This window comes from Fulvimonas yonginensis, from assembly GCF_037137055.1.
Taxonomy (GTDB): domain Bacteria; phylum Pseudomonadota; class Gammaproteobacteria; order Xanthomonadales; family Rhodanobacteraceae; genus Frateuria_A; species Frateuria_A yonginensis.
Window position 1 is genome coordinate 16098 of sequence record NZ_JBBBNY010000017.1, and the last position, 20787, is coordinate 36884.

Annotated in this window: 20 protein-coding genes and 1 tRNA gene; 17 read left to right on the top strand and 4 right to left on the bottom strand. The window is 69.6% G+C overall.

Translation table 11 applies throughout. The features are described from left to right. The first annotated feature begins 4 nt into the window (after positions 1–4). The 8 genes from WAT24_RS15695 to WAT24_RS15730 all read left to right on the top strand — a co-directional run bounded on the left by WAT24_RS15695 (position 5) and on the right by WAT24_RS15730 (position 7494). On the top strand, positions 5–2026 hold the full coding sequence (locus tag WAT24_RS15695) for a translocation/assembly module TamB domain-containing protein (protein WP_336808842.1): 2022 nt from the start codon (positions 5–7) through the stop codon (positions 2024–2026). A gap of 26 nt (positions 2027–2052) precedes the next feature. Then, positions 2053–2655 carry a YdbL family probable chaperone protein gene (locus WAT24_RS15700; RefSeq protein WP_336808843.1) on the top strand — a complete coding sequence of 201 codons (603 nt, stop codon included), beginning with the start codon at positions 2053–2055 and terminating at the stop codon, positions 2653–2655. 67 nt (positions 2656–2722) lie between these two features. Further along, positions 2723–4036, top strand: a complete 1314-nt coding sequence (gene rlmD / locus WAT24_RS15705) for a 23S rRNA (uracil(1939)-C(5))-methyltransferase RlmD (RefSeq protein ID WP_336808844.1) — start codon at positions 2723–2725, stop codon at positions 4034–4036. Positions 4037–4117: 81 nt separating this feature from the next. Then, a complete protein-coding gene (locus tag WAT24_RS15710) occupies positions 4118–4663 on the top strand; it encodes a CYTH domain-containing protein (RefSeq protein ID WP_336808845.1) in 546 nt (181 codons plus the stop codon). Next, the gene (nagZ, locus tag WAT24_RS15715; RefSeq protein ID WP_336808846.1) at positions 4654–5670 is read left to right on the top strand and encodes a beta-N-acetylhexosaminidase; all 1017 of its coding nucleotides are present in this window, start codon (positions 4654–4656) and stop codon (positions 5668–5670) included. Before WAT24_RS15710 ends, nagZ begins: the two co-directional genes overlap by 10 nt. After that, a complete protein-coding gene (locus WAT24_RS15720) occupies positions 5667–6218 on the top strand; it encodes a hypoxanthine-guanine phosphoribosyltransferase (protein WP_336808847.1) in 552 nt (183 codons plus the stop codon). The genes nagZ and WAT24_RS15720 overlap by 4 nt, the downstream gene beginning before the upstream one ends. A gap of 51 nt (positions 6219–6269) precedes the next feature. Further along, entirely contained in the window at positions 6270–7028 is a 759-nt protein-coding gene (locus WAT24_RS15725; RefSeq protein ID WP_336808848.1) for an S-methyl-5'-thioinosine phosphorylase, read from the top strand. A gap of 259 nt (positions 7029–7287) precedes the next feature. Continuing rightward, positions 7288–7494: a cold-shock protein gene (locus WAT24_RS15730; RefSeq protein ID WP_336808849.1), complete on the top strand. Its 207-nt coding sequence runs from the start codon at positions 7288–7290 to the stop codon at positions 7492–7494. A gap of 256 nt (positions 7495–7750) precedes the next feature. Here the strand turns inward: WAT24_RS15730 and trxB are convergent, their stop codons facing one another. Continuing rightward, complete coding sequence (trxB, locus tag WAT24_RS15735; protein ID WP_336808850.1) at positions 7751–8713, bottom strand: thioredoxin-disulfide reductase; 963 nt, start codon at positions 8711–8713, stop codon at positions 7751–7753. Positions 8714–8914: 201 nt separating this feature from the next. Here trxB and ald point away from each other — a divergent pair, with 201 nt between their 5' ends. The 8 genes from ald to WAT24_RS15775 all read left to right on the top strand — a co-directional run bounded on the left by ald (position 8915) and on the right by WAT24_RS15775 (position 17910). Further along, entirely contained in the window at positions 8915–9979 is a 1065-nt protein-coding gene (gene ald / locus WAT24_RS15740; protein ID WP_336808851.1) for an alanine dehydrogenase, read from the top strand. A 194-nt stretch (positions 9980–10173) separates the two neighbouring features. Beyond that, positions 10174–12495, top strand: a complete 2322-nt coding sequence (locus tag WAT24_RS15745) for a DNA translocase FtsK (RefSeq protein ID WP_425605315.1) — start codon at positions 10174–10176, stop codon at positions 12493–12495. A 189-nt stretch (positions 12496–12684) separates the two neighbouring features. Continuing rightward, positions 12685–13347 (top strand): outer membrane lipoprotein periplasmic chaperone LolA, encoded by a 663-nt coding sequence (lolA, locus tag WAT24_RS15750; RefSeq protein WP_336808852.1) that lies wholly within the window; start codon positions 12685–12687, stop codon positions 13345–13347. 7 nt (positions 13348–13354) lie between these two features. Next, complete coding sequence (locus WAT24_RS15755; protein WP_336808853.1) at positions 13355–14020, top strand: YoaK family protein; 666 nt, start codon at positions 13355–13357, stop codon at positions 14018–14020. A 117-nt stretch (positions 14021–14137) separates the two neighbouring features. Continuing rightward, positions 14138–15463 (top strand): replication-associated recombination protein A, encoded by a 1326-nt coding sequence (locus WAT24_RS15760; RefSeq protein ID WP_336808854.1) that lies wholly within the window; start codon positions 14138–14140, stop codon positions 15461–15463. 152 nt (positions 15464–15615) lie between these two features. After that, complete coding sequence (locus WAT24_RS15765) at positions 15616–16191, top strand: hypothetical protein (RefSeq protein WP_336808855.1); 576 nt, start codon at positions 15616–15618, stop codon at positions 16189–16191. A gap of 90 nt (positions 16192–16281) precedes the next feature. After that, the gene (gene serS / locus WAT24_RS15770; protein WP_336808856.1) at positions 16282–17562 is read left to right on the top strand and encodes a serine--tRNA ligase; all 1281 of its coding nucleotides are present in this window, start codon (positions 16282–16284) and stop codon (positions 17560–17562) included. 258 nt (positions 17563–17820) lie between these two features. Further along, a tRNA-Ser gene (locus tag WAT24_RS15775) sits at positions 17821–17910 on the top strand. Between the two features lie 235 nt (positions 17911–18145). Here the strand turns inward: WAT24_RS15775 and WAT24_RS15780 are convergent. Next, positions 18146–18283 (bottom strand): hypothetical protein, encoded by a 138-nt coding sequence (locus tag WAT24_RS15780; RefSeq protein ID WP_336808857.1) that lies wholly within the window; start codon positions 18281–18283, stop codon positions 18146–18148. Positions 18284–18788: 505 nt separating this feature from the next. Between WAT24_RS15780 and WAT24_RS15785 the strand changes: the two genes are divergently transcribed. Beyond that, a complete protein-coding gene (locus tag WAT24_RS15785; RefSeq protein ID WP_336808858.1) occupies positions 18789–18995 on the top strand; it encodes a hypothetical protein in 207 nt (68 codons plus the stop codon). 23 nt (positions 18996–19018) lie between these two features. Here the strand turns inward: WAT24_RS15785 and WAT24_RS15790 are convergent, their stop codons facing one another. Together WAT24_RS15790 and WAT24_RS15795 are read right to left on the bottom strand one after the other, a co-directional pair. Then, the gene (locus WAT24_RS15790; RefSeq protein WP_336808859.1) at positions 19019–19489 is read right to left on the bottom strand and encodes a glycine zipper 2TM domain-containing protein; all 471 of its coding nucleotides are present in this window, start codon (positions 19487–19489) and stop codon (positions 19019–19021) included. A gap of 76 nt (positions 19490–19565) precedes the next feature. Continuing rightward, positions 19566–20759, bottom strand: a complete 1194-nt coding sequence (locus WAT24_RS15795; protein WP_336808860.1) for a cation:proton antiporter — start codon at positions 20757–20759, stop codon at positions 19566–19568. Positions 20760–20787: the final 28 nt, after the last annotated feature.

Here is a 20787-nt window from a genome sequence, read left to right on the forward strand (position 1 = left end):
GCACATGTCCCTTCTTTCACGCCGCCTGCTGCTGTGCCTCGGCGTTCTGGTGGGGGTGGCGCTTGCCACCCCGGCCAGGGCCGATCTCACGCTGACCGCGAAACTGGTGACGGTGCCTGGCGTACGCCTGCAGCAGGTGCGCCTGCACATCGGCGACGACGGCCAGGGCGGGTTGGCGCTGACCCTGCATGCGGCCCGTGCGGACGTGCCGGCGATGGGCTGGCGGCGGGTGGCGCTTGACCTGGACGGCACCCTGCAGCGCGACGCGCAGATGCGCTGGCTGCTGGACGGTGCGCTCACCCTGCGCGGCACGCCCGGCGCAGCGCTCGGCAACTCGGACCTGCACCTGGTGGTGGACGCCCAGGCCAATACGCTGCAGGCCGACATCGGCCAGGCCAAGGCGCAGGCCAGCGCCTGGATTCCGCTGGACCAGACCAGCCACGCGCAGATCACCCTGAAGAACCTGCCGGCGGCCTGGCTGTCCGGTCTGCTGTCCACGGTCTGGTCCGGGCATCCCACCGGCGGGCGGATCGACGCCGAGCTCGCGCTGGACGTGCACGAGCACGGCATCCAGTCCTCCGGCGAGTTCAGCCTGCGCGGCGTCGGTTTCGACACGCCGGCCGGCACGCTGGCCGGACAGGGCATCGGCGGCAGCGGCCGGCTCGGCATCGATACCCAGGGCGGTCCGGCGAAGCTCAGCCTGGATGCCACCTTGCGCGGCGGCGAGCTGCTGCTCGGCTCGATCTACGCGAAGCTGCCGCCGCACCCGGTGCAGCTGAACGTGGCGGCGAGCGCCGACGGTGGCACGCTGGACATCGGTCGCCTCCGCGTGAACGATGCGGACGCGCTGCAGCTCGACGGCTCCCTGGCCTTCGACGCCAAGGGGCAGCTGGCCCGGCTGCGCCTGGACCGCTTCCAGGCCCGTTTTCCTGCCGCCTACGACCGTTACGGAGCGGCCTGGCTCGACACGCTCGGCCTGCATCAGCTGAGCATCGAGGGCGCCCTGGACGGCAGCCTCGATCTGCGGGCGGATGGACCGCACGCGTTCGCCTTCGACACCGACCACCTGGACCTGACCACGGCCGACGGCCGGCTGGCGATCGACGACCTCAAGGGGGGGCTGGACTGGTCGCAGCAGGCCGACCGGCCGGCGACCACGCTGGCGTGGCGCGCACTGCGCCTGTACCGCCTGCCGTTCGGTCCGGCGCAGGGACACTGGCGCAGCCGCGCCGGCACGCTGGGCCTGGAGCAGCCGTTGACCGCGGCGCTGCTCGGCGGTGTGGTCCAGGTGGGACAGCTCGACTGGCGTCCGGGTGCCGCCAGGGGGCGGCGTCTGGAAACCTCGCTGGCGGTGACCGGCGTGGACATGGCCGCCTTCAGCAAGGCGATGGGCTGGCCCGAATTCCCCGGTACGCTCGGCGGTGCGATTCCCGCGCTGCGCTGGGTGGACGACACGGTGGAACTGGCCGGCGGGCTGTCGGTGAACGTGTTCGACGGCTTCGTCGACATCACCCAGCTCTCGCTGGCCCAGCCGTTCGGCCCGAGCCCGGTGCTGGCGGCGGACATCAGCCTGCGCCAGCTCGACCTGGCTGCCATCACCGGGGTGTTCGACTTCGGCAACATCACCGGCCGGCTGCACGGCGGCATCGACAAGCTGCGCCTGGTCGACTGGAAGCCGGTGGCCTTCGATGCCCGCCTGCTCGCCGACCAGGGCGGCCGGATCAGCCAGCGCGCGGTCAACAACCTCACCGCGGTCGGCGGCGGGGGCATCGCGGCCGGACTGCAGGGCGCGGTGCTCAAGCTGTTCAAGACGTTCGGCTACAAGCGCATCGGCCTCAATTGCACGCTGGTCGGCTCGGTCTGCCACATGAGCGGGCTGGAGGACAGTGGCGACGGTTACACTATCGTCGAGGGCAGCGGCCTGCCGCGCCTGCAGGTCATCGGCCACCAGCACGAGGTCGATTGGCCCACACTGGTGAGCCGCCTGAAGGCGGCCACCGAAGGCGGCGGCCCGCAGGTCCGCTGAGGATTCGCACCCCACAGGAGCCCATCATGCGCAAGCTCGTCTACGCCCTGGTCGCCACCGCGCTGGTCGCCCTGGTCGGTTGCGTCACGATCAACGTGTACTTTCCCGAGGCCGCGGCGCAGAAGGCGGCAGACCGGTTCATCGGTACGGTGATCGACCAGGGCGCCGCGCCGGCCGGGGCGCAGACCACGCCGCCGCCGCAGGGCGAGGGCAATCCGCCGCCGTCGGCGATGCTGCTCGACCTGCTGGTGCCGGCCGCCTATGCGGCGCAGACGCCCGACATACGCGTGCAGACGCCGGCGACCGAGGCGATCCGCGGGCGCATGCAGGCACGATTCCAGAACACCCTCAAGGGGCTGCTCGATGCCGGCGCGGTCGGCTTCACACGCGACGGACTGGTCGCCCTGCGCGACGCCGCGGCCGTGCCGCTGAGCCAGCGCGCCCAGGCCAATGCCGCGGTGGCGGACGAGAACCGCGACCGCAACGCGCTCTACCGCGAGATCGCGCACGCCAACGGGCACCCGGAGTGGGAGGCGCAGATCCGCGAGACCTTCGCCAAGGGCTGGATCGAGCGGGCGCACACCGGCTGGTATTATCAGGACGCCTCGGGCGCCTGGAAGCGTAAGTAGGCCGCCCGTTTTCCCCTCGCACACCCGCGCCCGGGTCGATCGATCCGGGCGCCTGTTTTTTGAGCCGATGAAAGAGTTCGAAGCCACCATCACCGACCTATCCCACGACGGTCGCGGCGTCGCCCGCATCGACGGCAAGACCGTATTCGTCAGCGGCGCGCTGCTGGGCGAGCAGGTGCGCCTGGGCATCCGCAAGCGCCACCGCAACTTCGACGAGGCCGAGACCCTCGAGGTGCTTGCGCGCTCGCCGCATCGGGTGGAGCCGCGCTGCGCCCACTTCGGCCAATGCGGCGGCTGCTCGCTGCAGCACCTGGACGCGCCGGCGCAGATCCAGGCCAAGCAGCGGGTGCTCGCCGACAATTTCGCGCGGATCGGCAAGGTCGAGCCCGCGCGCTGGCTCGAACCGCTCACCGATGCGCCATGGGGCTATCGCCGCAAGGGCCGGCTGTCGGTACGTGCCGTGGCCAAGAAAGGGCGCGTGCTGGTCGGCTTCCGCGAGGAATCCAACCCGCGCTACGTGGCCGACATCGCACACTGCGACGTGGTGCATCCCGCAGTCGGCGAACGCATCGGGGATCTGGCCGCACTGATCGGTGGCATGGACGCGGCCAACGACATTCCGCAGATCGAGTTCGCCGCCGGCGACGACACGGTCGCCCTGGTGTTCCGCCACCTTGAACCGCTGAGCGGGCACGACACGCAGGCACTGGCCGATTTCGGGCGGCAGCACGGCCTGGCGATCTACCTGCAGCCGGGCGGGGTCAGCAGCGTGCACCCGCTGTGGCCCGAGCGGCCGCGGCTGAGCTTCAGGCTCTCGGCGGGCGAGGGCGTGGACGACGTGGAGCTGGAGTTCCAGCCGCTGGACTTCGTGCAGGTCAACGCCGGCATGAACCGGCGCATGCTGGCGCGGACCCTGGAGCTGCTCGACCTCCGGCCGGCCGATCGCGTGCTCGATCTGTTCTGCGGCCTGGGCAACTTCACCCTGCCGATCGCTCGTCGCGTGGCCGAGGTCGCCGGCGTGGAAGGCGAGCACGGCCTGGTCGAGCGCGCCGCGGCCAATGCCTCCCGCAACGGCCTGGGCAACGCATGCTTCCACGTGGCGAACCTGTTCGAGGACCAGCGGGGCGCCGCCTGGGCGCGCGCCGAGTGGGACAAGATCCTGCTCGATCCGCCGCGCGCCGGCGCCGAGCAGGTGCTCGACTACCTGCCGCGCAAGGGCACCGGCCGCCTGGTCTACGTTTCCTGCCACCCGGCCTCGCTGGCGCGCGACGCCGGCCTGCTGGTGCACCGGCACGGCTTCCGGCTGGCCGCCGCGGGCGTGATGGACATGTTCCCGCATACCGCCCACGTGGAATCGATCGCGCTGTTCGAGCGCGGATGACCGGTGGGCGGGCATCGCGCGCATACCTTGCGGTGTCCGCCCTCGGCTATGCTTGACGACCCCTCCGGTTCGCGGCTGACCATGGCCATCGAGATCGAACGCAAATTCCTCCTCGCCGGTTCCAGCTGGCGGCAGGCCGTAAGCCGCAGCGAGCGCATCGCGCAGGGCTACCTGGTGGGCGCCCAGGCGTTGCAGCAGGGGCATGCGCGTGCCTCGGTGCGCGTGCGCCGCGCGGGCGACCGGGCCTGGCTCAACATCAAGAGCGCCACGCTGGGCATCGAACGCGCCGAGTTCGAGTATCCATTGCCACTGGCCGATGCCGAGGCGATGCTGGCCAGCCTGTGTGGCGGCACGGTGGAGAAGGTCCGCCACTACGTGCAGGTGGATGACACCCTGTTCGAGATCGACGAGTTCCTCGGCGTCAACGCCGGGCTGCTGGTCGCCGAGGTGGAACTTCCCGCGGTCGATGCGCCGTTTCCGCGGCCGGCCTGGCTGGGCCGCGAGGTGAGCGCTTTGCCGCGCTATTACAACGTCAACCTGATCGAGCGCCCGTACGCCCGCTGGAGCGAGGCGGAGCGGGCAGGGACGGATGGAGCCCCGGCCGCGGGAGTGCAGGCATGCTGCTGATCGGACTGGCCGGGCCGCAACTCACCGACGGCGAACGCGCTTGGCTGACCATGCCCGGCGTGGCCGGCGTGATCCTGTTCGCCCGCAACTACACCGACCGCGCCCAGCTGATGGCGCTGGTCGAGGCGATCCGCGAGACCGGCGGGGAGCACATGCTCGTGGCGGTGGACCAGGAAGGCGGGCCGGTGCAGCGCTTCCGCGAGGGTTTCACCCGCCTGCCGGCGCTGGCGAAGATCGGCGCGGTGTACGCGCGGGATCCCGAAGACGCCGTGCGCCTGGCCGAGGAGCACGCCTGGGTCATGGCCAGCGAGCTGCGCGCCTGCGGCGTGGATTTCAGCTTCGCCCCGGTAGCCGACCTCGACCGCGGCAGCGCGGCGATCGGCGCGCGCGCCTTCCACGCCGACCCGCCCGTGGCCAGCGAGCTGGTGCAGGCCTACGTGCGCGGCATGCACCTGGGCGGCATGGCGGCGGTGCTCAAGCACTTTCCCGGCCATGGCTCGGTGGCGGCCGACACGCACAAGGCGCAGGCGATCGACCCGCGCCCGCTGGAGGTGATCCGCGCGGCCGACCTGCGCCCCTTCGCCGAGGCCTTCGAAGCCCATGCCGAGGCGGTAATGATGGCGCACGTGATCTACCCGGCGGTCGACGAGCGGCCCGCCGGCTTCTCGCGCGTGTGGATCGAGGAGGTCCTGCGTTGCGAGCTGGGCTTCGCCGGCATCGTCGTCAGCGACGACATCAGCATGGCCGCGGCCGGTGCCGCCGGCGGCATCGGTGCGCGGGTGAAGGCACATCTGGCGGCCGGCTGCGACCTGGTGCTGGCCTGCTTCCCGGACGTGGTGGAAGAGGCGATCGCCGCGCTGCCGCCGGTGGCCGACGACGCGCTCGAACGCCTGGCCCCGTTGCGAGGTGCGATCGGCGCCACCTGGGAAGGCCTGCTCGACAACCCGCAGCGCGACCGCTTCATCGCGCGCATCACCGCGCTCGACCGCGACCAAGGAAACGCATGACCGCTCCGTATCCCACGCTGGCGCAGGCGCTGGCGAATGCCGACGTGCTCCACGAGCGCGCCGAAATCGAAACCGTGATCGCCGACCTCGGCCGGCGCATCGACGCGGCGCTCGACGGCGAGCGCGCCGTGTTCCTGACCGTGATGAACGGCGCGCTGATGTTCGCCGGGCAACTGGCGCTGTCGGTCCGCACCGATCTCGAGTTCGACTACGTGCACGCCACCCGCTACCGCGGCGCCACCGCCGGCAGCGACCTGTGCTGGCTGCGCGAGCCACAGGTGCCGCTGGCCGACCGCACCGTGCTGCTGGTGGACGACATCCTGGACGAAGGCCACACGCTCAAGGCGGTGCGCGACGACTGCCTCGTCCGCGGCGCGAAGCGCGTGCTGATCGCCAGTCTCTGCCGCAAGCTGCACGGCCGCTGCGTGGAAGGCATCGACTCGGATTTCAACGGCCTGGAGCTGCCCGACCGCTACGTGTTCGGCTACGGCATGGACTACCACGAGCAGGGCCGCAACCTGCCTGCGATCTACGCGCTGCGCGACTGAGGCGGGCGACCCTGCGTCCCTTCCCCGTTGCGTCCCGACCCAGGATTCCCCATGGACCCATCGACCCTTTCCCCCATCGACCTGGCCGTGATCGGCGGCAGCGGCCTGTACCGGTTTCCCGGCCTCGAGAACGCCAGCCGGCGCGCGCTGGATACGCCGTATGGCCCGGCCTCGGGCGAGGTGGTGCTGGGCGATTTCGCGGGCCGGCGGCTCGCCTTTCTGGCGCGCCACGGGGAAGGCCACACGCTCGCGCCGCACCGGGTCAACTACCGCGCGAACCTGTGGGCGCTGCATGCGCTCGGCGCGCGCCGGGTGATCGGCATCAACGCCGTCGGCGGCATCCGCGCCGACATGGGGCCACGCACCCTGGTCGTGCCCGACCAGCTGATCGACTACACGCACGGCCGCATCACCAGCTTCTGCGACGTCGAGGGCGCCGAGGTGAAGCATATCGACTTCAGCGAGCCCTATACCGCCGGGCTGCGCCGCGAGCTACTGGCGGCAGCCGCCAAGGCGGGCATTGCGGTGATCGACGGGGGGTGCTACGGCGCCACCCAGGGACCGCGGCTGGAGACCCGCGCCGAGATCGCCCGCATGAAGCGCGACGGCTGCGACCTGGTGGGCATGACCGGCATGCCGGAGGCGGCTTTGGCCCGCGAACTGGAGCTGGAATACGCCTGCCTCGCCCTGGTGGCGAATTTCGCCGCCGGCTGTGGCGACGAAGCGGAAATCAGCATCGAGGAAATCTTCGCCCACCTGGCCGCTGCCACGGCGCAAGTGCCGATTCTGCTGCGCGCGATGCTGTCCTAATCAGCTATTTCGATTTAATCCGTTTGGAATGAAGCGGCGACGGGATCGCCTGGGAGCGCGGCTGGCGCCGGATATGCGGATTACTTCCGCTCCGACCGGCTACTGCCGTCACGAACGCTCCAAAAACCCGTTTCGCATATTGCGCTTTACCCATAAACATGCTGATACTTTCTCCGTGCCAGGGCCGGCTGACCAAGGGGAAACGGCGGTCCACCGCAAAGCCTTGGTGCGTCCAGTCCTAGAGTCAGAGGTTCACGCAATGCGTTTCGGTACGGTCAAGTGGTTCAACGACGCCAAGGGCTTCGGCTTCATCGCGCCCGAGGACGGTGGGGAGGACGTGTTCGTCCATTTTTCGGCCATCAATGCCAAGGGCTTCCGCAGCCTGCAGGAAGGCCAGCGCGTGAAGTTCGAAGTCACCCAGGGCCCGAAGGGTGCCCAGGCTTCGGGCGTGGAAGTCGCAGCCTGATCCGGGTTTCGCACCTTGTGATACGGAAAACAGCCCCGTGCCTCGGCACGGGGCTTTTTTTATGGGCGTCCGCGCACCGTAGGAGCGAGCCTGCTCGGGATGTCTCCGCTCGTTCGCGCCGTGGGCCCCGAAGGAGCATCGCCAGCAGGCTCGCTCCTGCGCACAGCGGCCGCGGCAGCGATGGCGGCCGCCGTCACCCGCAAAAAGGCCCGCACCTGAGTGCGGGCCTTTGTCAAAGTGGCGGTGCGGCAGCGGCTCAGCCGAGCATGTGCTGCTGATCCAGCCAGCGTTCGGCATCCAGCGCCGCCATGCAGCCGAAGCCGGCCGAGGTGATCGCCTGGCGGTAGACGTGATCGGCCACGTCGCCGGCGGCGAACACCCCGGGCACGGAGGTCATCGTGGCCATGCCGCTGGTGCCGCTGCGGATCTTGATGTAGCCGTCGTGCATTTCCAGCTGGCCTTCGAAGATGCCGGTGTTGGGCGTGTGGCCGATCGCCACGAAGAAGCCGGACGCCTCGATGTCGCGCGTGCCACCGGAGTTCACGTCCTTCACGCGCACGCCGGTCACGCCCGAGTCGTCGCCGAGCACCTCGTCGATCACGCTGTTCCAGACCAGCTCGATCTTGCCGGCGGCGGCCTTCTCGAACAGCTTGTCCTGCATGATCTTCTCGGCACGCAGCTTGTCGCGCCGGTGCACCAGGGTCACCTTGCGTGCGATGTTGGCCAGGTACAGCGCCTCTTCCACGGCGGTGTTGCCGCCGCCGACCACCACCACGTCCTGTTCGCGGAAGAAGAAGCCATCACAGGTGGCGCAGGCGGACACGCCGCGGCCCTTGAACTTCTCTTCGCTGGCGATGCCCAAGTACTTGGCGGTGGCGCCGGTGGCGACGATCAGCGCGTCGGCGGTGTACTCGCCCGAGTCGCCCTTGAGGCGGAACGGCCGCTGGCCCAGGTCCACCTGGTGGATGTGGTCGAACACCATCTCGGTGTGGAAGCGCTCCGCGTGCTCGGCCATGCGCTGCATCAGCGCCGGACCCTGCAACCCCTCGACGTCGCCCGGCCAGTTGTCCACGTCCGTGGTGGTCATCAACTGCCCACCCTGCTGCAGCCCGGTGATCAGCGTCGGCTTGAGGTTGGCGCGGGCGGCGTACACCGCGGCGGTGTAGCCGGCCGGGCCCGAGCCGAGGATCAGCAGGCGGCTGTGCTTGGGGGTAGTCATCGTTATAATCCTTCGGTTTGCTGGCGGCTTTGATGGTTTTTCGCCCCGAGGCGAGGCAGGGATGCTGCCACGCCGTCGAGGCGGCGCTTGGAACCCGCAAGGATGGGGAAGGGTGACGGGCGATTCAAGGCTTCCGTTTTTCCCGTTCCCACACCGTCGGCGCGCCTGCGCCGGCTCAACCCCACAGGATCGCTAATTGCCATGCGTATCGGTATTCCTTCCGAAACCAAGACCCTCGAAGGCCGTGTCGCCCTCGTTCCCGCCGCTGCCGCCGACCTGGTGCGTCGTGGCCACGAGGTGTTCATCCAGTCCGGTGCCGGCGAGAAGAGCGGGTTTTCCGACGAGGCCTACACCCGCGAGGGGATCAAGGTGGTGCCGGATGCCGCCGCGCTGTACGAGGCGGGCGAGCTGATCGTCAAGGTCAAGGAGCCGATCGCCGGCGACCTGGCCCTGCTCAAGAAGCACCACCTGCTGTTCTGCTACCTGCACCTGGCGGCCGAGCCCGAGCTCACCAAGCGCTTGCTCGACATCGGCCTGACCGGCGTGGCGTTCGAGTCGGTGGAGGAGAACGGCGGCCTGCCGCTGCTGCTGCCGATGTCGGTGATCGCCGGCCGCATCGCCACGCAGATCGGTACCACGCTGCTGCATCGTCCGCAGGGCGGCAAGGGCAAGCTGCTGGGCGGCATGGCCTCCACGCCGCGCGGCAAGGTCGTCGTGCTGGGCGCCGGTGCCGCCGGTGGCAACGCCGCCGCGCTGGCCGCCGCCGCGGGGGCCAACGTGGTGGTGTTCGACAAGCGCCAGGATCGCCTCGCCGAGATGATGGCGATGGGCCCGAACGTCACCGCGCTGTACGCCTACGAGTCGGCGGTGGCGCAGGAAGTGCGCGATGCCGACCTGGTCGTCGGCGCCGTGCTGATCCCCAGCGCCAAGGCCCCGCGCGTGGTCACCGAGGCGATGGTCAAGACCATGGAAAAGGGCTCGGTGCTGGTCGACATCTCGATCGACCAGGGCGGCTGCTTCGAGACCTCGCGCCCGACCACCTGGAAGGAGCCGACCTATGACGTCCACGGCGTGACGCATTTCTGCGTAACCAACATGCCGGGCGCCGTGCCGCAGACCTCGTCGGTGGCGATCTCCGCGGCGATCCTGCCGTACGTGCAGCGCCTCGCTGCCGGCAAGGAGTGGCGCGAGTTCGAGCCGCTGCGCGTGGGCATCAACGTCGACGGCGGCAAGCTGGTGCATCCGGCGCTGCAGGGCATGGTCTGACCCGCCGTTGAGGGCTGCCCTCCGCAGGAGTGGCAGCCCCGAAATCCGCAGGAGCGAGCAAGCTCGCTCCTGCGTTTCGCGGGGACCGTGTGCGCACGGCTCGGCAGGCCTCGCAATTACCGAAAAATCAAGCTTCTACCCCCTGCCTGCCCTGTGTAGACTTGGACCGGAGTCTTGCAGGGGAACCCACTCCGGTGGCGCGAAGCGCGAACGCAAAGAAAGCACCCGAATCCACCGGCCTCAGCGACGAAGCCAGGCGACGCCTGCGCGAAGCCGGCGCACTGCTGTTGCTGCCGCTGGCGATCTACCTGCTGGTCTGCCTGGCCAGCTACAACGACCAGGACCCGAGCTGGGGCCACGTCGGCACGGTGGAACACGCGCGCAACTTCGGCGGCGCCGTCGGTGCGAACATCGCCAACCTGCTGCGCTACATCTTCGGGCTGGTCTCCTACTGCTTCCCGCTGCTGCTCCTGCTGTTGGGCGTGCAGGTGCTGCGCCAGCGCGGCGAGCAGGCCGAGCATCCCTGGGAGTCGTCGCTGCGCCTGGTCGGCTTCGTGTTCTTCTTCGTCACCGCGCCGGCGCTGCTCTACCTCAATTTCAACGAGCCCGTGCTGCCGCAGGGCACCGGCGGGATCATCGGCCAGTGGGTCGGCCACGGCCTGCTGCAGGCGTTCGGCGCCAAGGGCGCGCCGCTGCTGCTGCTGGCGCTGTTCCTGATCGCGGTGACGCTGGCGACGGGGCTGTCCTGGTTCAAGGTGATGGACTGGACCGGCCAGGGTACGCTGATGCTGTTCGGCTGGCTGCGCGGCAAGCTCAGGCAGGCGCCGGAAGTGGCCAAGGCGCAGAAGGCGCGGGCCGAACGCGAGGTGATCAAGAAGGCCGAAGCGGTCAAGCAGGCCAAGCGCGAACCCGTGCGCATCGAGCCGCCGGCGGCACCGGTGGCCAAGAGCGAGCGCGCCCGCGTGGAAACGCAGATCCCGCTGTTCGTGGGCGCCTCGCAGCCCGGCGAGCTGCCGCCGCTCTCGCTGCTGGACGAGGCCCCCGAGCAGGGCCCGGGCTATTCGGAAGAAACGCTCGAGGTGCTCTCGCGCCAGGTCGAGCTCAAGCTCAAGGACTTCCGCATCGAGGCCAAGGTGGTCGGCGTCTACCCCGGCCCGGTGATCACACGCTTCGAACTGGAGCCTGCCGCCGGCGTGCGCGGCTCGCAGGTCTCCAGCCTGGACAAGGACATCGCCCGCGGCCTCTCGGTAGTGAGCGTGCGCGTGGTCGACGTGATCCCCGGCAAGAACGTGATCGGCCTGGAGATCCCCAACGCCAAGAAGCAGATCGTGTACCTGTCCGAGATCCTGCGCTCGGACAAGTACGACCAGATGAAATCGCCGCTGGCGCTGGCGCTGGGCAAGGACATCGGCGGCAAGCCGGTGGTCACGGATCTGGCCAAGATGCCGCATCTGCTGGTGGCCGGCACCACCGGCTCGGGCAAGTCCGTCGCGGTCAACGCGATGGTGCTTTCGCTGCTGTACAAGGCGAGCCCGAAGGACGTGCGCATGATCATGATCGACCCGAAGATGCTGGAGCTCTCGGTCTACGAGGGCATCCCGCATCTGCTGGCGCCGGTGGTGACCGACATGAAGGAGGCCGCCAACGCGCTGCGCTGGTGCGTGGCCGAGATGGAACGCCGCTATCGGCTGATGGCCGCCGTCGGCGTGCGCAACCTGGCCGGCTTCAACAAGAAGGTGCGCGAGGCCGAGAACGCCGGCCAGCCGCTGCTCGACCCGCTGTTCCGCCCCAACCCCGAGATGCCCAACCTGGCCGCCGAGCCGCTGGAGCCGTTGCCGTACATCGTCGTGATCATCGACGAGTTCGCCGACATGATGATGATCGTCGGCAAGAAGGTGGAGGAGCTGATCGCCCGCCTGGCGCAGAAGGCGCGCGCCGCCGGCGTGCACCTGGTGCTGGCCACGCAGCGCCCGTCGGTGGACGTGATCACCGGCCTGATCAAGGCGAACATCCCGACCCGCATCGCCTTCCAGGTATCCTCCAAGATCGACTCGCGCACGATTCTCGACCAGTCCGGCGCCGAAACCCTGCTGGGCCACGGCGACATGCTGTATCTGCCGCCCGGCACCGCCACGCCCGAGCGCGTGCACGGCGCCTTCGTCGACGACCACGAGGTGCACAACGTGGTCGCCTGGCTCAAGGCGCAGGGTGCGCCGCAGTACATCGAGGGCGTGCTCGAGGAAGTGCAGGCCACCGCCGACGGCAAGTTCATCAACGAATCGGGCCTGCCGCAGGATGGCGAGGAGGGTGGCGATGCCGACGCGCAGCTCTACGACAAGGCGGTGGCCGTGGTTACGCAGACCCGGCGTGCCTCGATCTCCGGCGTGCAGCGCCACCTGCGCATCGGCTACAACCGCGCCGCGCGGCTGATCGAGCAGATGGAGGCCGACGGCGTGGTCAGCGCACCGCAACACAACGGCAACCGCGAGGTGCTCGCCCCGCCACCCCCCAAATAGCCATCCCGGCAGGAGCGAGCCTGCTCGCGATGCCCTCCGCACCTGCAGGAACGCACCGCCGGCCTCGGTCGACCCCATGCCAGGGCATCGCGAGCAAGCTCGCTCCTACAATGGGCGTGAACCGGGCTTGCGCCGGGATTAAGCCTGCGCCCGCCAGACTTCACGCGCCGCCTCACGCATAGGGCCTCCATGAAACGTTCCGTTCCCTTCGTCTTCGCCTTGCTCGTGCTGCTTTTCGCCGGCCTGGCCCAGGCCGCCGCCGGCCCTGCGCGCCAGCGCCTGGACGCCTTCGCCACCGGCTTGCATTCGCTCAAGGGCCGCTTCACCCAGACCCTGACCGATGCCAGCGGGCAGGGGGCCAAGACCAGTTCCGGCACGCTCGCGCTGGAAGCGCCGCGCGAGTTCCGCTGGGACACGCTCGAGCCCTACAGGCAGACCATCGTCGCCGACGGCAGCCGCGTGTGGCTGTACGACCCGGAGCTGGAACAGGTCACGGTGCGCGTGCAGAGCACCGAGGAGGCGCACAGCCCGCTCACCGTGATCACCGACCTCAAGCAGCTCGACCGCGACTTCACCGTGACCGAGCGCGGCGAGCGCGACGGACTGGTCTGGCTTCGCCTGGCCTCGAAGGCCAAGGACCCGCAGTTCGACTACGCGGACCTCGGCTTCGATGCACAGGGCCTCAAGCGCATGGTGTTCCAGGACCAGCTCGGCGCCGTCACCGACATCCGGTTCGCGGACTGGCAGCGCAACGTCGAGCTGCCGGCGGAGACCTTCAACTTCACCCCGCCACCGGGGGCCGACGTGATCGGCGACCTGCCGGTGATGACCACCCGCCCGCTGAAGGACTGAGCCGGCCATGCCCGTGCTGCGCCAGCTGCCGCGCTGGGCATGGATCGGCGGCGGCGCGCTCGCCTTCGTCGCGGGCCTGGTGAACGCCGCGGGCTACCTGGGCTTCCGGCGCCAGTCGATCAGCAACCTGACCGGCTCGACCACGCTGCTCGGCACCGCGCTGGGCACCGCCGATGCCGGCGAGGCGCTGCACTGGGCGCTTTCGTTGCTGGCCTTCGTGGTCGGCGCGATGCTCAGCGGCATCATCGTGCAGAAGAGCACGCTGAAGCTCGGCCGCCCCTATGGCGTGGCGCTGGTGCTGGAGTCCCTGCTGCTGTTCGCCGCCGTGCCGCTGCTGGATCGCGAGCTGTCGGCGGGCCTGTGGCTGGCCTCGATGGCCTGCGGCCTGCAGAACGGGATGGTCAGTACGTACAGCGGCATGGTGTTCCGCACCACCCATGTCTCGGGCATGTTCACCGACCTGGGGGTCTATCTGGGGCACCGCCTGCGCGGGCTGGAGGTCGATACCCTGCGGGTCAGGCTGTGCCTGCTGGTGATCGGCGCGTTCATGTTCGGCGGCGCCGCGGGCGCGGTGCTTTTCGTGCACCTGAAGGAGCACACCTTGTTGATCCCGGCCGCGCTGACCGGCCTGTGCGGCACCCTCTACAGCCTTTACCGCCAGCGCGCCACCTGACCGGACGGGTGGGAGCGAGCTTGCCCGCGATGCTGTGTCCCGGTGCCGCGCGGAAGCGAAAGGCATCGCGGGCAAGCCCGCTCCTACCGGAGACGGGGCGGGCGTTATCATCGCCCGATGCCGGACACCGCTTCCCTGTTTGCCGAATCCGACGCGCTCAAGCCGCTGGCCGAGCGCATGCGGCCGCGCAGCTTCGACGAGATCGTCGGCCAGCCGCGCCTGACCGCGCCTGACTCCGCCCTGCGCCGTGCGCTGGAGGCGGGCAGGGTGCATTCGATGGTGCTGTGGGGGCCGCCGGGCTGCGGCAAGACCACGCTGGCGCTGCTGGTGGCCCGCTACGCCGACGCCGACTTCCGCGCCATCTCCGCCGTGCTCTCGGGGCTGCCCGACGTGCGCAAGGCGCTGGCCGAGGCCGAGGCGAACTTCGCCCAGGGCCGGCGCACCGTGCTGTTCGTGGACGAGGTGCATCGCTTCAACAAGGCGCAGCAGGATGCCTTCCTGCCGCACATCGAGCGCGGCGTGATCGTGTTCGTGGGCGCGACCACCGAGAATCCTTCGTTCGAGCTCAATTCCGCCTTGCTCTCGCGCTGTCGCGTGCACGTGCTGGAGGCAGTGTCGGCCGACTCGATCGTCGCCGCGCTCGAACGGGCCCTGGCGGATGCCGAACGCGGCCTGGGGCGCCTGCACCTGCAGGTCGCGCCCGAGTCGCTGCAACTGATCGCCCAGGCGGCGGATGGCGACGTGCGCCGCGCACTCACGTTGCTGGAAATCGCCGCGGAACTGGCCGACGACGGCCGCATCGACGAGGCCACGCTCACCCAGGTGCTGGCCGACCGCACGCGCCGCTTCGACAAGGGCGGCGAGCAGTTCTACGACCAGATCTCCGCGCTGCACAAGTCGGTGCGCTCCTCCGACCCGGACGCCGCCGTGTACTGGCTGTGCCGCATGCTCGACGGCGGTTGCGACCCGCTCTACCTGGCCCGCCGCATGACCCGCATGGCGGTCGAGGACGTCGGCCTGGCCGAGCCGCGGGCCTGGCGCATGGCGCTGGACGCCTGGGACACCTACGAACGGCTGGGCAGCCCCGAAGGCGAACTGGGCCTGGCGCAACTGGCCATCTGGCTGGCCATCGCGCCCAAGAGCAACGCCGCCTACATGGCCTACAACCGGGCCCGCGCCGCCGTGCGCGAGACCGGCACACTCGAGGTACCCATGCACCTGCGCAACGCCCCGACCAAGCTGATGAAGGGGCTGGGCTACGGCAAGGGCTACCAGTACGACCACGACGCCGAGGGCGGCATCGCCCTCGACCAGCAATGCCTGCCCGACGCGCTCGAGGGCAGCGTGTTCTACGAGCCGGTCGAGCGTGGCCTGGAACAGAAGCTGCGCGAGAAGCTGCTCGCCCTGCGCGAAGCCCGCCGCCAGGCCCGCCGCTCCAGGTAGGAGCGAGCTTGCTCGCGATGCTCTTTCCCTGGCGCCTGCAGAACCAGAGGCATCGCGAGCAGGCTCGCTCCTACCAGGGCGGGGGGCGCGAGCACTTGCGGGTCGTCCGGGCCGGGCCTAGATTCCAGCCGACCAACCGGGGAGCGGGCGACATGCGTATCCTGATCGCGGCACTGATCGGCGGCATCGTGATGTTCGTCTGGGGCGCCGTGGCGCACATGGCACTGGGCCTGGGCAATCCGGGCATCCACCCGCCCGCGCACGAGGACATGGTTCTTTCCTCGCTGCACGAAGGCCTCGGCACCGAGCCGGGCGTCTACATCCTGCCCTGGCTCGGTCCCGATGCCATGCACGATGAAGCCGCCGTAAGGGCGTACGGCGCCAAGGCTGGTGCCTCGCCGTATGCCTGGGTGGTGTACCTGCCGCAGGGCGAGGACATGACCCACATGGGCCGGCCGCTGGGGACGCAGTGGCTGTCCGACACGCTGGCCGCGCTCGTGCTGGCGGTCCTCATGTGCGTGCCCGGCCTCGGCTTCCGCCGTCGGCTGCTGCTGGCCGGTGCGATGGCCGTGTTCGCCTGGCTGAGCACCATGGTGCCGTACTGGAACTGGTACCGCTTTCCGGCCAGCTTCACGGTGGCGGCCGGGGCGGAGCAACTGGTCGGCTGGCTGCTTGCCGGCATGGCGATGGCCTGGTGGATCGGACGCCGGGAGCCTCGGGCCGCCTGACCTGCCGAACGCGCCGCGGCGTGGCTGGTTTGCTACCCCGCGCCACGCACGGCGATAATCCCCGGCTCAGCCTTCACCGGATCGCTCTCCATGCTGGACCCCGCCCTCCTGCGTTCGCGCCTGGCCGACACGGCCGCGCGCCTCAAGCAAACCCGCGGCTTCGACCTGGACGTCGCCGCCGTCGAGGCCCTGGAAGGCGAGCGCAAGCGGCTGTCCACCGAGACGCAGGAGCTGCAGAACCTGCGCAACACCCGCTCCAAGGCGATCGGGCAGGCCAAGGCCAAGGGCGAGGACGTCGCACCCTTGATGGCGGAAGTCGCCGGCATCGGCGACAGGCTCAAGGCCAACGAGCACGCGCTGGCCGAGGTGCAGGCCAGGCTTGCGGACATCGCGCTCGGTATGCCCAACCTGCCGCACGAGTCGGTGCCGCTGGGCAGGGACGAGCACGACAACGAGGAGATCACTCGATGGGGCGAGGTGCGCGCCTTCGACTTCGCGGTGAAGGATCACGTGGAACTCGGCGAGCGCCACGGCTGGCTCGACGGCGAGGCCGGCGCCCGCCTTTCCGGCACGCGCTTCACCGTGCTGCGCGGCCAGCTCGCGCACCTGCACCGCGCGCTGGCCCAGTTCATGATCGACCTGCACACCGCCGAGCACGGCTACCTCGAGTGCAACGTGCCGGTGATCGTCAATGCCGACAGCATGCGCGGGACCGGCCAGCTGCCCAAGTTCGAGGACGACCTGTTCGCCACCCAGGTGGGCGAGGCCAAGCGCTACCTCGTGCCCACCGCCGAGGTGCCGCTGACCAACCTGGTGCGTGACACCATCCTGGACGCCGATGCGCTGCCGCAGCGCCTGACCGCGCACACGCTGTGCTTCCGCGCCGAGGCCGGCAGCTACGGCCGCGATGTACGCGGCATGATCCGCCAGCACCAGTTCGAGAAGATCGAGATGGTGCAGGTCGCGCGGCCCTCCGAGTCCTACGCGCAGCTGGAGGAGATGGTCGGCCATGCCGAGAAGGTGCTGCAACTGCTCGGCCTGCCGTACCGCAAGATGCTGCTGTGCACCGGCGACATGGGCTTCGGTGCCGCCAAGACCTACGACCTGGAGGTGTGGCTGCCGAGCCAGAACACCTACCGCGAGATCTCCAGCTGCTCCAACTTCGAGGACTTCCAGGCCCGCCGCCTGCAGGCCCGCTGGCGCAATCCGGAGACCGGCAAGCCCGAACTCGTGCACACCCTCAACGGCTCCGGCCTGGCGGTCGGCCGCACGCTCATCGCGGTGATGGAGAACTACCAGAACGCGGACGGTTCGATTACCGTACCGGACGCGCTACGGCCGTACATGCGAGGCCTGGACCGCCTCGCCTGAGCGCCCGGCCGTGCAGCCGCTGGCCCGAAGGGCGAGGGGCGGGATGCCCCGAGTCAAACCGGTGAAGTGGCGCGCGGAGCGCGCCTGCGGAAAGACAAACGGAGAGATGGCCGAGCGGTTTAAGGCACCGGTCTTGCTCGCGCAGGCAGGATGCCGAAGCGAACAGCGGCGCAGCCGCTGGCCCGAAGGGCGAGGGGCGGGATGCCCCGAGTCAAACCGGCGAAGTGGCGCGCGGAGCGCGCCTGCGGAAAGACAAACGGAGAGATGGCCGAGCGGTTTAAGGCACCGGTCTTGAAAACCGGCGAAGGGTCAAACCTTCCGTGGGTTCGAATCCCACTCTCTCCGCCATCACCCGCCGCCGTTTCGGCCTCATGTCGAGCGGCCGCTTTCAACACGGGCTCTCCGATCGCCTGCGAATTCCAATGCGCCCGCGCCCTCGCGGCGGGCCCTGCCAGGCCCGCGTCGCGAAAGACGAAAACAGGGCCCAGCCAGCGCCCGCGATTCGGAAATGATTCAGCGAGGTGAACTGGCCGAGCCCGTACCGGCTAAGGTAGGCCGTCGGCCCGCACACAGGCGAAAGCCGTCAATCATCGTATTTGGCCACCGGTTCTCCCTCGAACAGCCAATCGAACAGCGCCATCGTCGCGATCAACACCAGGACGAGAACACCTACAACAAGCCAAAGCGGCGCCAGGATGGCTCCGCGTACCTTGCCGCGCATGGGAAGACTCGTGGGTCGAGTGGGGGCGTGAATGCTATGGGAAACAAGCGGGCGGGATTATCCACCGTCTGCGCAGGCTCTCGTTGCGGCCTCGTCACCAATGGCCTGCGTCCGGCGTAAGAGGCTGCGGCCGAAAAAGACGTCGCGCGTGGCGTTCGGCGCTTTTACAAGTTTCTTGCATACATGCCCACTGCCCGTCGACAAGGTGCGCTTGCGCGGGTGCAGTTGGGACCCTGGTCTGCCCGTGGTGCATGCGTGCCCAAGAGGGTGCGCCGCCGCCAGGTGCGCAGAAAGCGCCGTGGTGCCTGGTAGGCAAACCGCACCTACCGCGTGATCCCGGCCGACCCGCTCCCGATGAGCACCGATCCGGAGGCGCCTGGCTAAGGCTGGTGCGGGCCTTCCGCGGGTTCCGCCCGGCGGGGGCGGATTCCCCGTCCGGGTGTCCACCCACCACCACAAATAAGGCGTAGCATGGATCTCCCCGTGGGCCGCTGGGTGGACGACCATGGCCGCTGACGAGCAGATCCGCAAGAGATTGGCGTTGGCCTACCGCTTGCTGGTGCTGGAAATCGAGCACCGCGAGCGGGTGCGGGCCGAACGGCTGGACGACACGGACGCCGAGCGGGCGGTCCGTTTGCGACAGGCGGGTATCGAGCGGATGCAGCGGGCGCTCGCGCGTCGACGTGCCGCGCCCGAGCTGCGCGCCGGTTGACCGTCCCCGCGGCGCGGCGGGCGCTATCTCACCCGCGTGATGTTGCCGTTGGCATCCACCTGCACGATGTCGCCCTCACGGATGCCGGTGGCGTCGGCAACCTGCACCGAGGTGGTGGTGGTGCCGTTGCCCATCTTCAGGTGCACGATCCAGGCGTCGTTGCCGTTGCCGGTGCGGTTGCCGATGGCGTGGCCTGCGAAACCGCCGCCTACGGCGCCGCCGACGGTGGCGAGCTTGCGACCCTTGCCCTTGCCGACCTGGTTGCCCAGGACACCGCCTGCCACTGCGCCGAGGATGGCGCCGGCGGTACCGTGGCCGCCGCCCTGGGTGACGGTGTGCTCGATGCTTTCGACGGTGCCGCACTGGTCGCAACGCAGGTAGATGCCGTCGGAGCGCACCAGGACGCCGCTCTGCGGAGAGGTCGATTGCGCCTGTGCCATGGACGCCGTGGCGAGCGCCAGGGCGGTCGCCAGGGGGACGAGGGTCGCTTTCATGGTCACGATTCCTGCCGGTGGAAGACGGGTCCAGTCTGGCCGATCGGGTTTCAACCGGGCGTCAATGGCCGGAGGGTCAGCCCGCGGCCGTCGTCTCCTGGACGGGGTGGCGCTTGAGCAGCCACGCCAGCACCGGCGGGGTCACCATCGCCGTGAGCAGCGACATCGCCACGATGATGGCGTAGATGCGGTCGCTGAACACGCCGGCCGCGAGACCCAGGCTCGCCACCACCACGCCGACCTCGCCGCGCGGCACCATGCCGAGGCCGACGATGGCCGCGCTGCGCCGGCCCAGGGCCAGCGCGCCCAGCCAGCCGCCGGCGAGCTTGGACACGATCGCGATCACGGTGACCACCGCGAGCATCGCCAGCGCCTCGCCACTGGCGAGCTGGGCCAGGTCGATCTTGCTGCCGGTGATGACGAAGAAGAACGGGGTGAGCAGCGACAGCAGCGGCTGGGTCTGCTTCTCCAGCGTGTGCTGCTGGCGCGTTTCCGAGGCGATCATGCCGGCGAGGAACGCGCCGATGATCGCGGCCAGGCCGAGCAGGGTGGACAGCCAGGCCAGGCCCAGGCACAGCGCCAGCACGATCGCGAGCGGCGAATGCGGGCTGTGCGGCTTTTCCAGCCAGGTCGAGTTCCAGCGCATCACCCGGGCGCCGCCCAGGCCGACCAGGGCGATGAAACCCACCGCACTGGCGAGCACCACCAGCAGTTTCAGCGGGTCGAAGCCCGCGCCGCCCTGCAGCGACACGACCACCCCCAGCAGCAGCATCGCCAGGATGTCGTCGATCACCGCGGCGCCGAGGATCACCTTGCTCTCGACGCGCTGCAGTGCCCCCAGTTCCTGCAGCACGCGCGCCGTGATGCCGGCGGAGGTCGCGACGAAGGCCGCGGCGATGAACAGGGACTTGCCCCACGGGAAGCCGCTGGCGTGCGCCCACACGCCGCCCATGCCGAACGGCACCAGCACACCGAACACGCCGACCAGAAAGGCCGTCTTGCCGACCTTCTTGAGATCTTCCAGCCGCGTCTCCAGGCCGACCGAGAACAGCAGCAGCACCACGCCGATCTCGGCCAGCACGTCCAGCGGCGTGCCCGGCAGCACCTGGTCGGGCTGGATCCAGCCGAGCAGCGAGGGGCCGATCACGGCACCGGCCGCGATCTCGCCGACCACGCCGGGAAGCCGCAGGCGTTGTGCGATCTCCGCGCCGACCTGGGCGGCGATGAAGACCAGGAAGAGGGTAAGCAGGATGTCGCTTGCGTGGTGCATCGAATGTCCTTGGAGGGTCCGGCCGCGG

Bases quoted from the DNA above. Each gene is read 5' to 3' on its own strand.
- WAT24_RS15760 (WP_336808854.1), top strand. From the start codon at position 14,138: ATGCCGGACACCGCTTCCCTGTTTGCCGAATCCGACGCGCTCAAGCCG.
- WAT24_RS15755 (WP_336808853.1), top strand. From the start codon at position 13,355: ATGCCCGTGCTGCGCCAGCTGCCGCGCTGGGCATGGATCGGCGGCGGC.
- ald (WP_336808851.1), top strand. From the start codon at position 8,915: ATGCGTATCGGTATTCCTTCCGAAACCAAGACCCTCGAAGGCCGTGTC.
- WAT24_RS15790 (WP_336808859.1), bottom strand. From the start codon at position 19,489: ATGAAAGCGACCCTCGTCCCCCTGGCGACCGCCCTGGCGCTCGCCACG.
- WAT24_RS15765 (WP_336808855.1), top strand. From the start codon at position 15,616: ATGCGTATCCTGATCGCGGCACTGATCGGCGGCATCGTGATGTTCGTC.
- WAT24_RS15780 (WP_336808857.1), bottom strand. From the start codon at position 18,283: ATGCGCGGCAAGGTACGCGGAGCCATCCTGGCGCCGCTTTGGCTTGTT.
- WAT24_RS15730 (WP_336808849.1), top strand. From the start codon at position 7,288: ATGCGTTTCGGTACGGTCAAGTGGTTCAACGACGCCAAGGGCTTCGGC.
- serS (WP_336808856.1), top strand. From the start codon at position 16,282: ATGCTGGACCCCGCCCTCCTGCGTTCGCGCCTGGCCGACACGGCCGCG.
- WAT24_RS15710 (WP_336808845.1), top strand. From the start codon at position 4,118: ATGGCCATCGAGATCGAACGCAAATTCCTCCTCGCCGGTTCCAGCTGG.
- WAT24_RS15795 (WP_336808860.1), bottom strand. From the start codon at position 20,759: ATGCACCACGCAAGCGACATCCTGCTTACCCTCTTCCTGGTCTTCATC.
- WAT24_RS15785 (WP_336808858.1), top strand. From the start codon at position 18,789: ATGGCCGCTGACGAGCAGATCCGCAAGAGATTGGCGTTGGCCTACCGC.
- trxB (WP_336808850.1), bottom strand. From the start codon at position 8,713: ATGACTACCCCCAAGCACAGCCGCCTGCTGATCCTCGGCTCGGGCCCG.
- WAT24_RS15725 (WP_336808848.1), top strand. From the start codon at position 6,270: ATGGACCCATCGACCCTTTCCCCCATCGACCTGGCCGTGATCGGCGGC.
- WAT24_RS15695 (WP_336808842.1), top strand. From the start codon at position 5: ATGTCCCTTCTTTCACGCCGCCTGCTGCTGTGCCTCGGCGTTCTGGTG.
- WAT24_RS15700 (WP_336808843.1), top strand. From the start codon at position 2,053: ATGCGCAAGCTCGTCTACGCCCTGGTCGCCACCGCGCTGGTCGCCCTG.
- nagZ (WP_336808846.1), top strand. From the start codon at position 4,654: ATGCTGCTGATCGGACTGGCCGGGCCGCAACTCACCGACGGCGAACGC.
- rlmD (WP_336808844.1), top strand. From the start codon at position 2,723: ATGAAAGAGTTCGAAGCCACCATCACCGACCTATCCCACGACGGTCGC.
- lolA (WP_336808852.1), top strand. From the start codon at position 12,685: ATGAAACGTTCCGTTCCCTTCGTCTTCGCCTTGCTCGTGCTGCTTTTC.
- WAT24_RS15720 (WP_336808847.1), top strand. From the start codon at position 5,667: ATGACCGCTCCGTATCCCACGCTGGCGCAGGCGCTGGCGAATGCCGAC.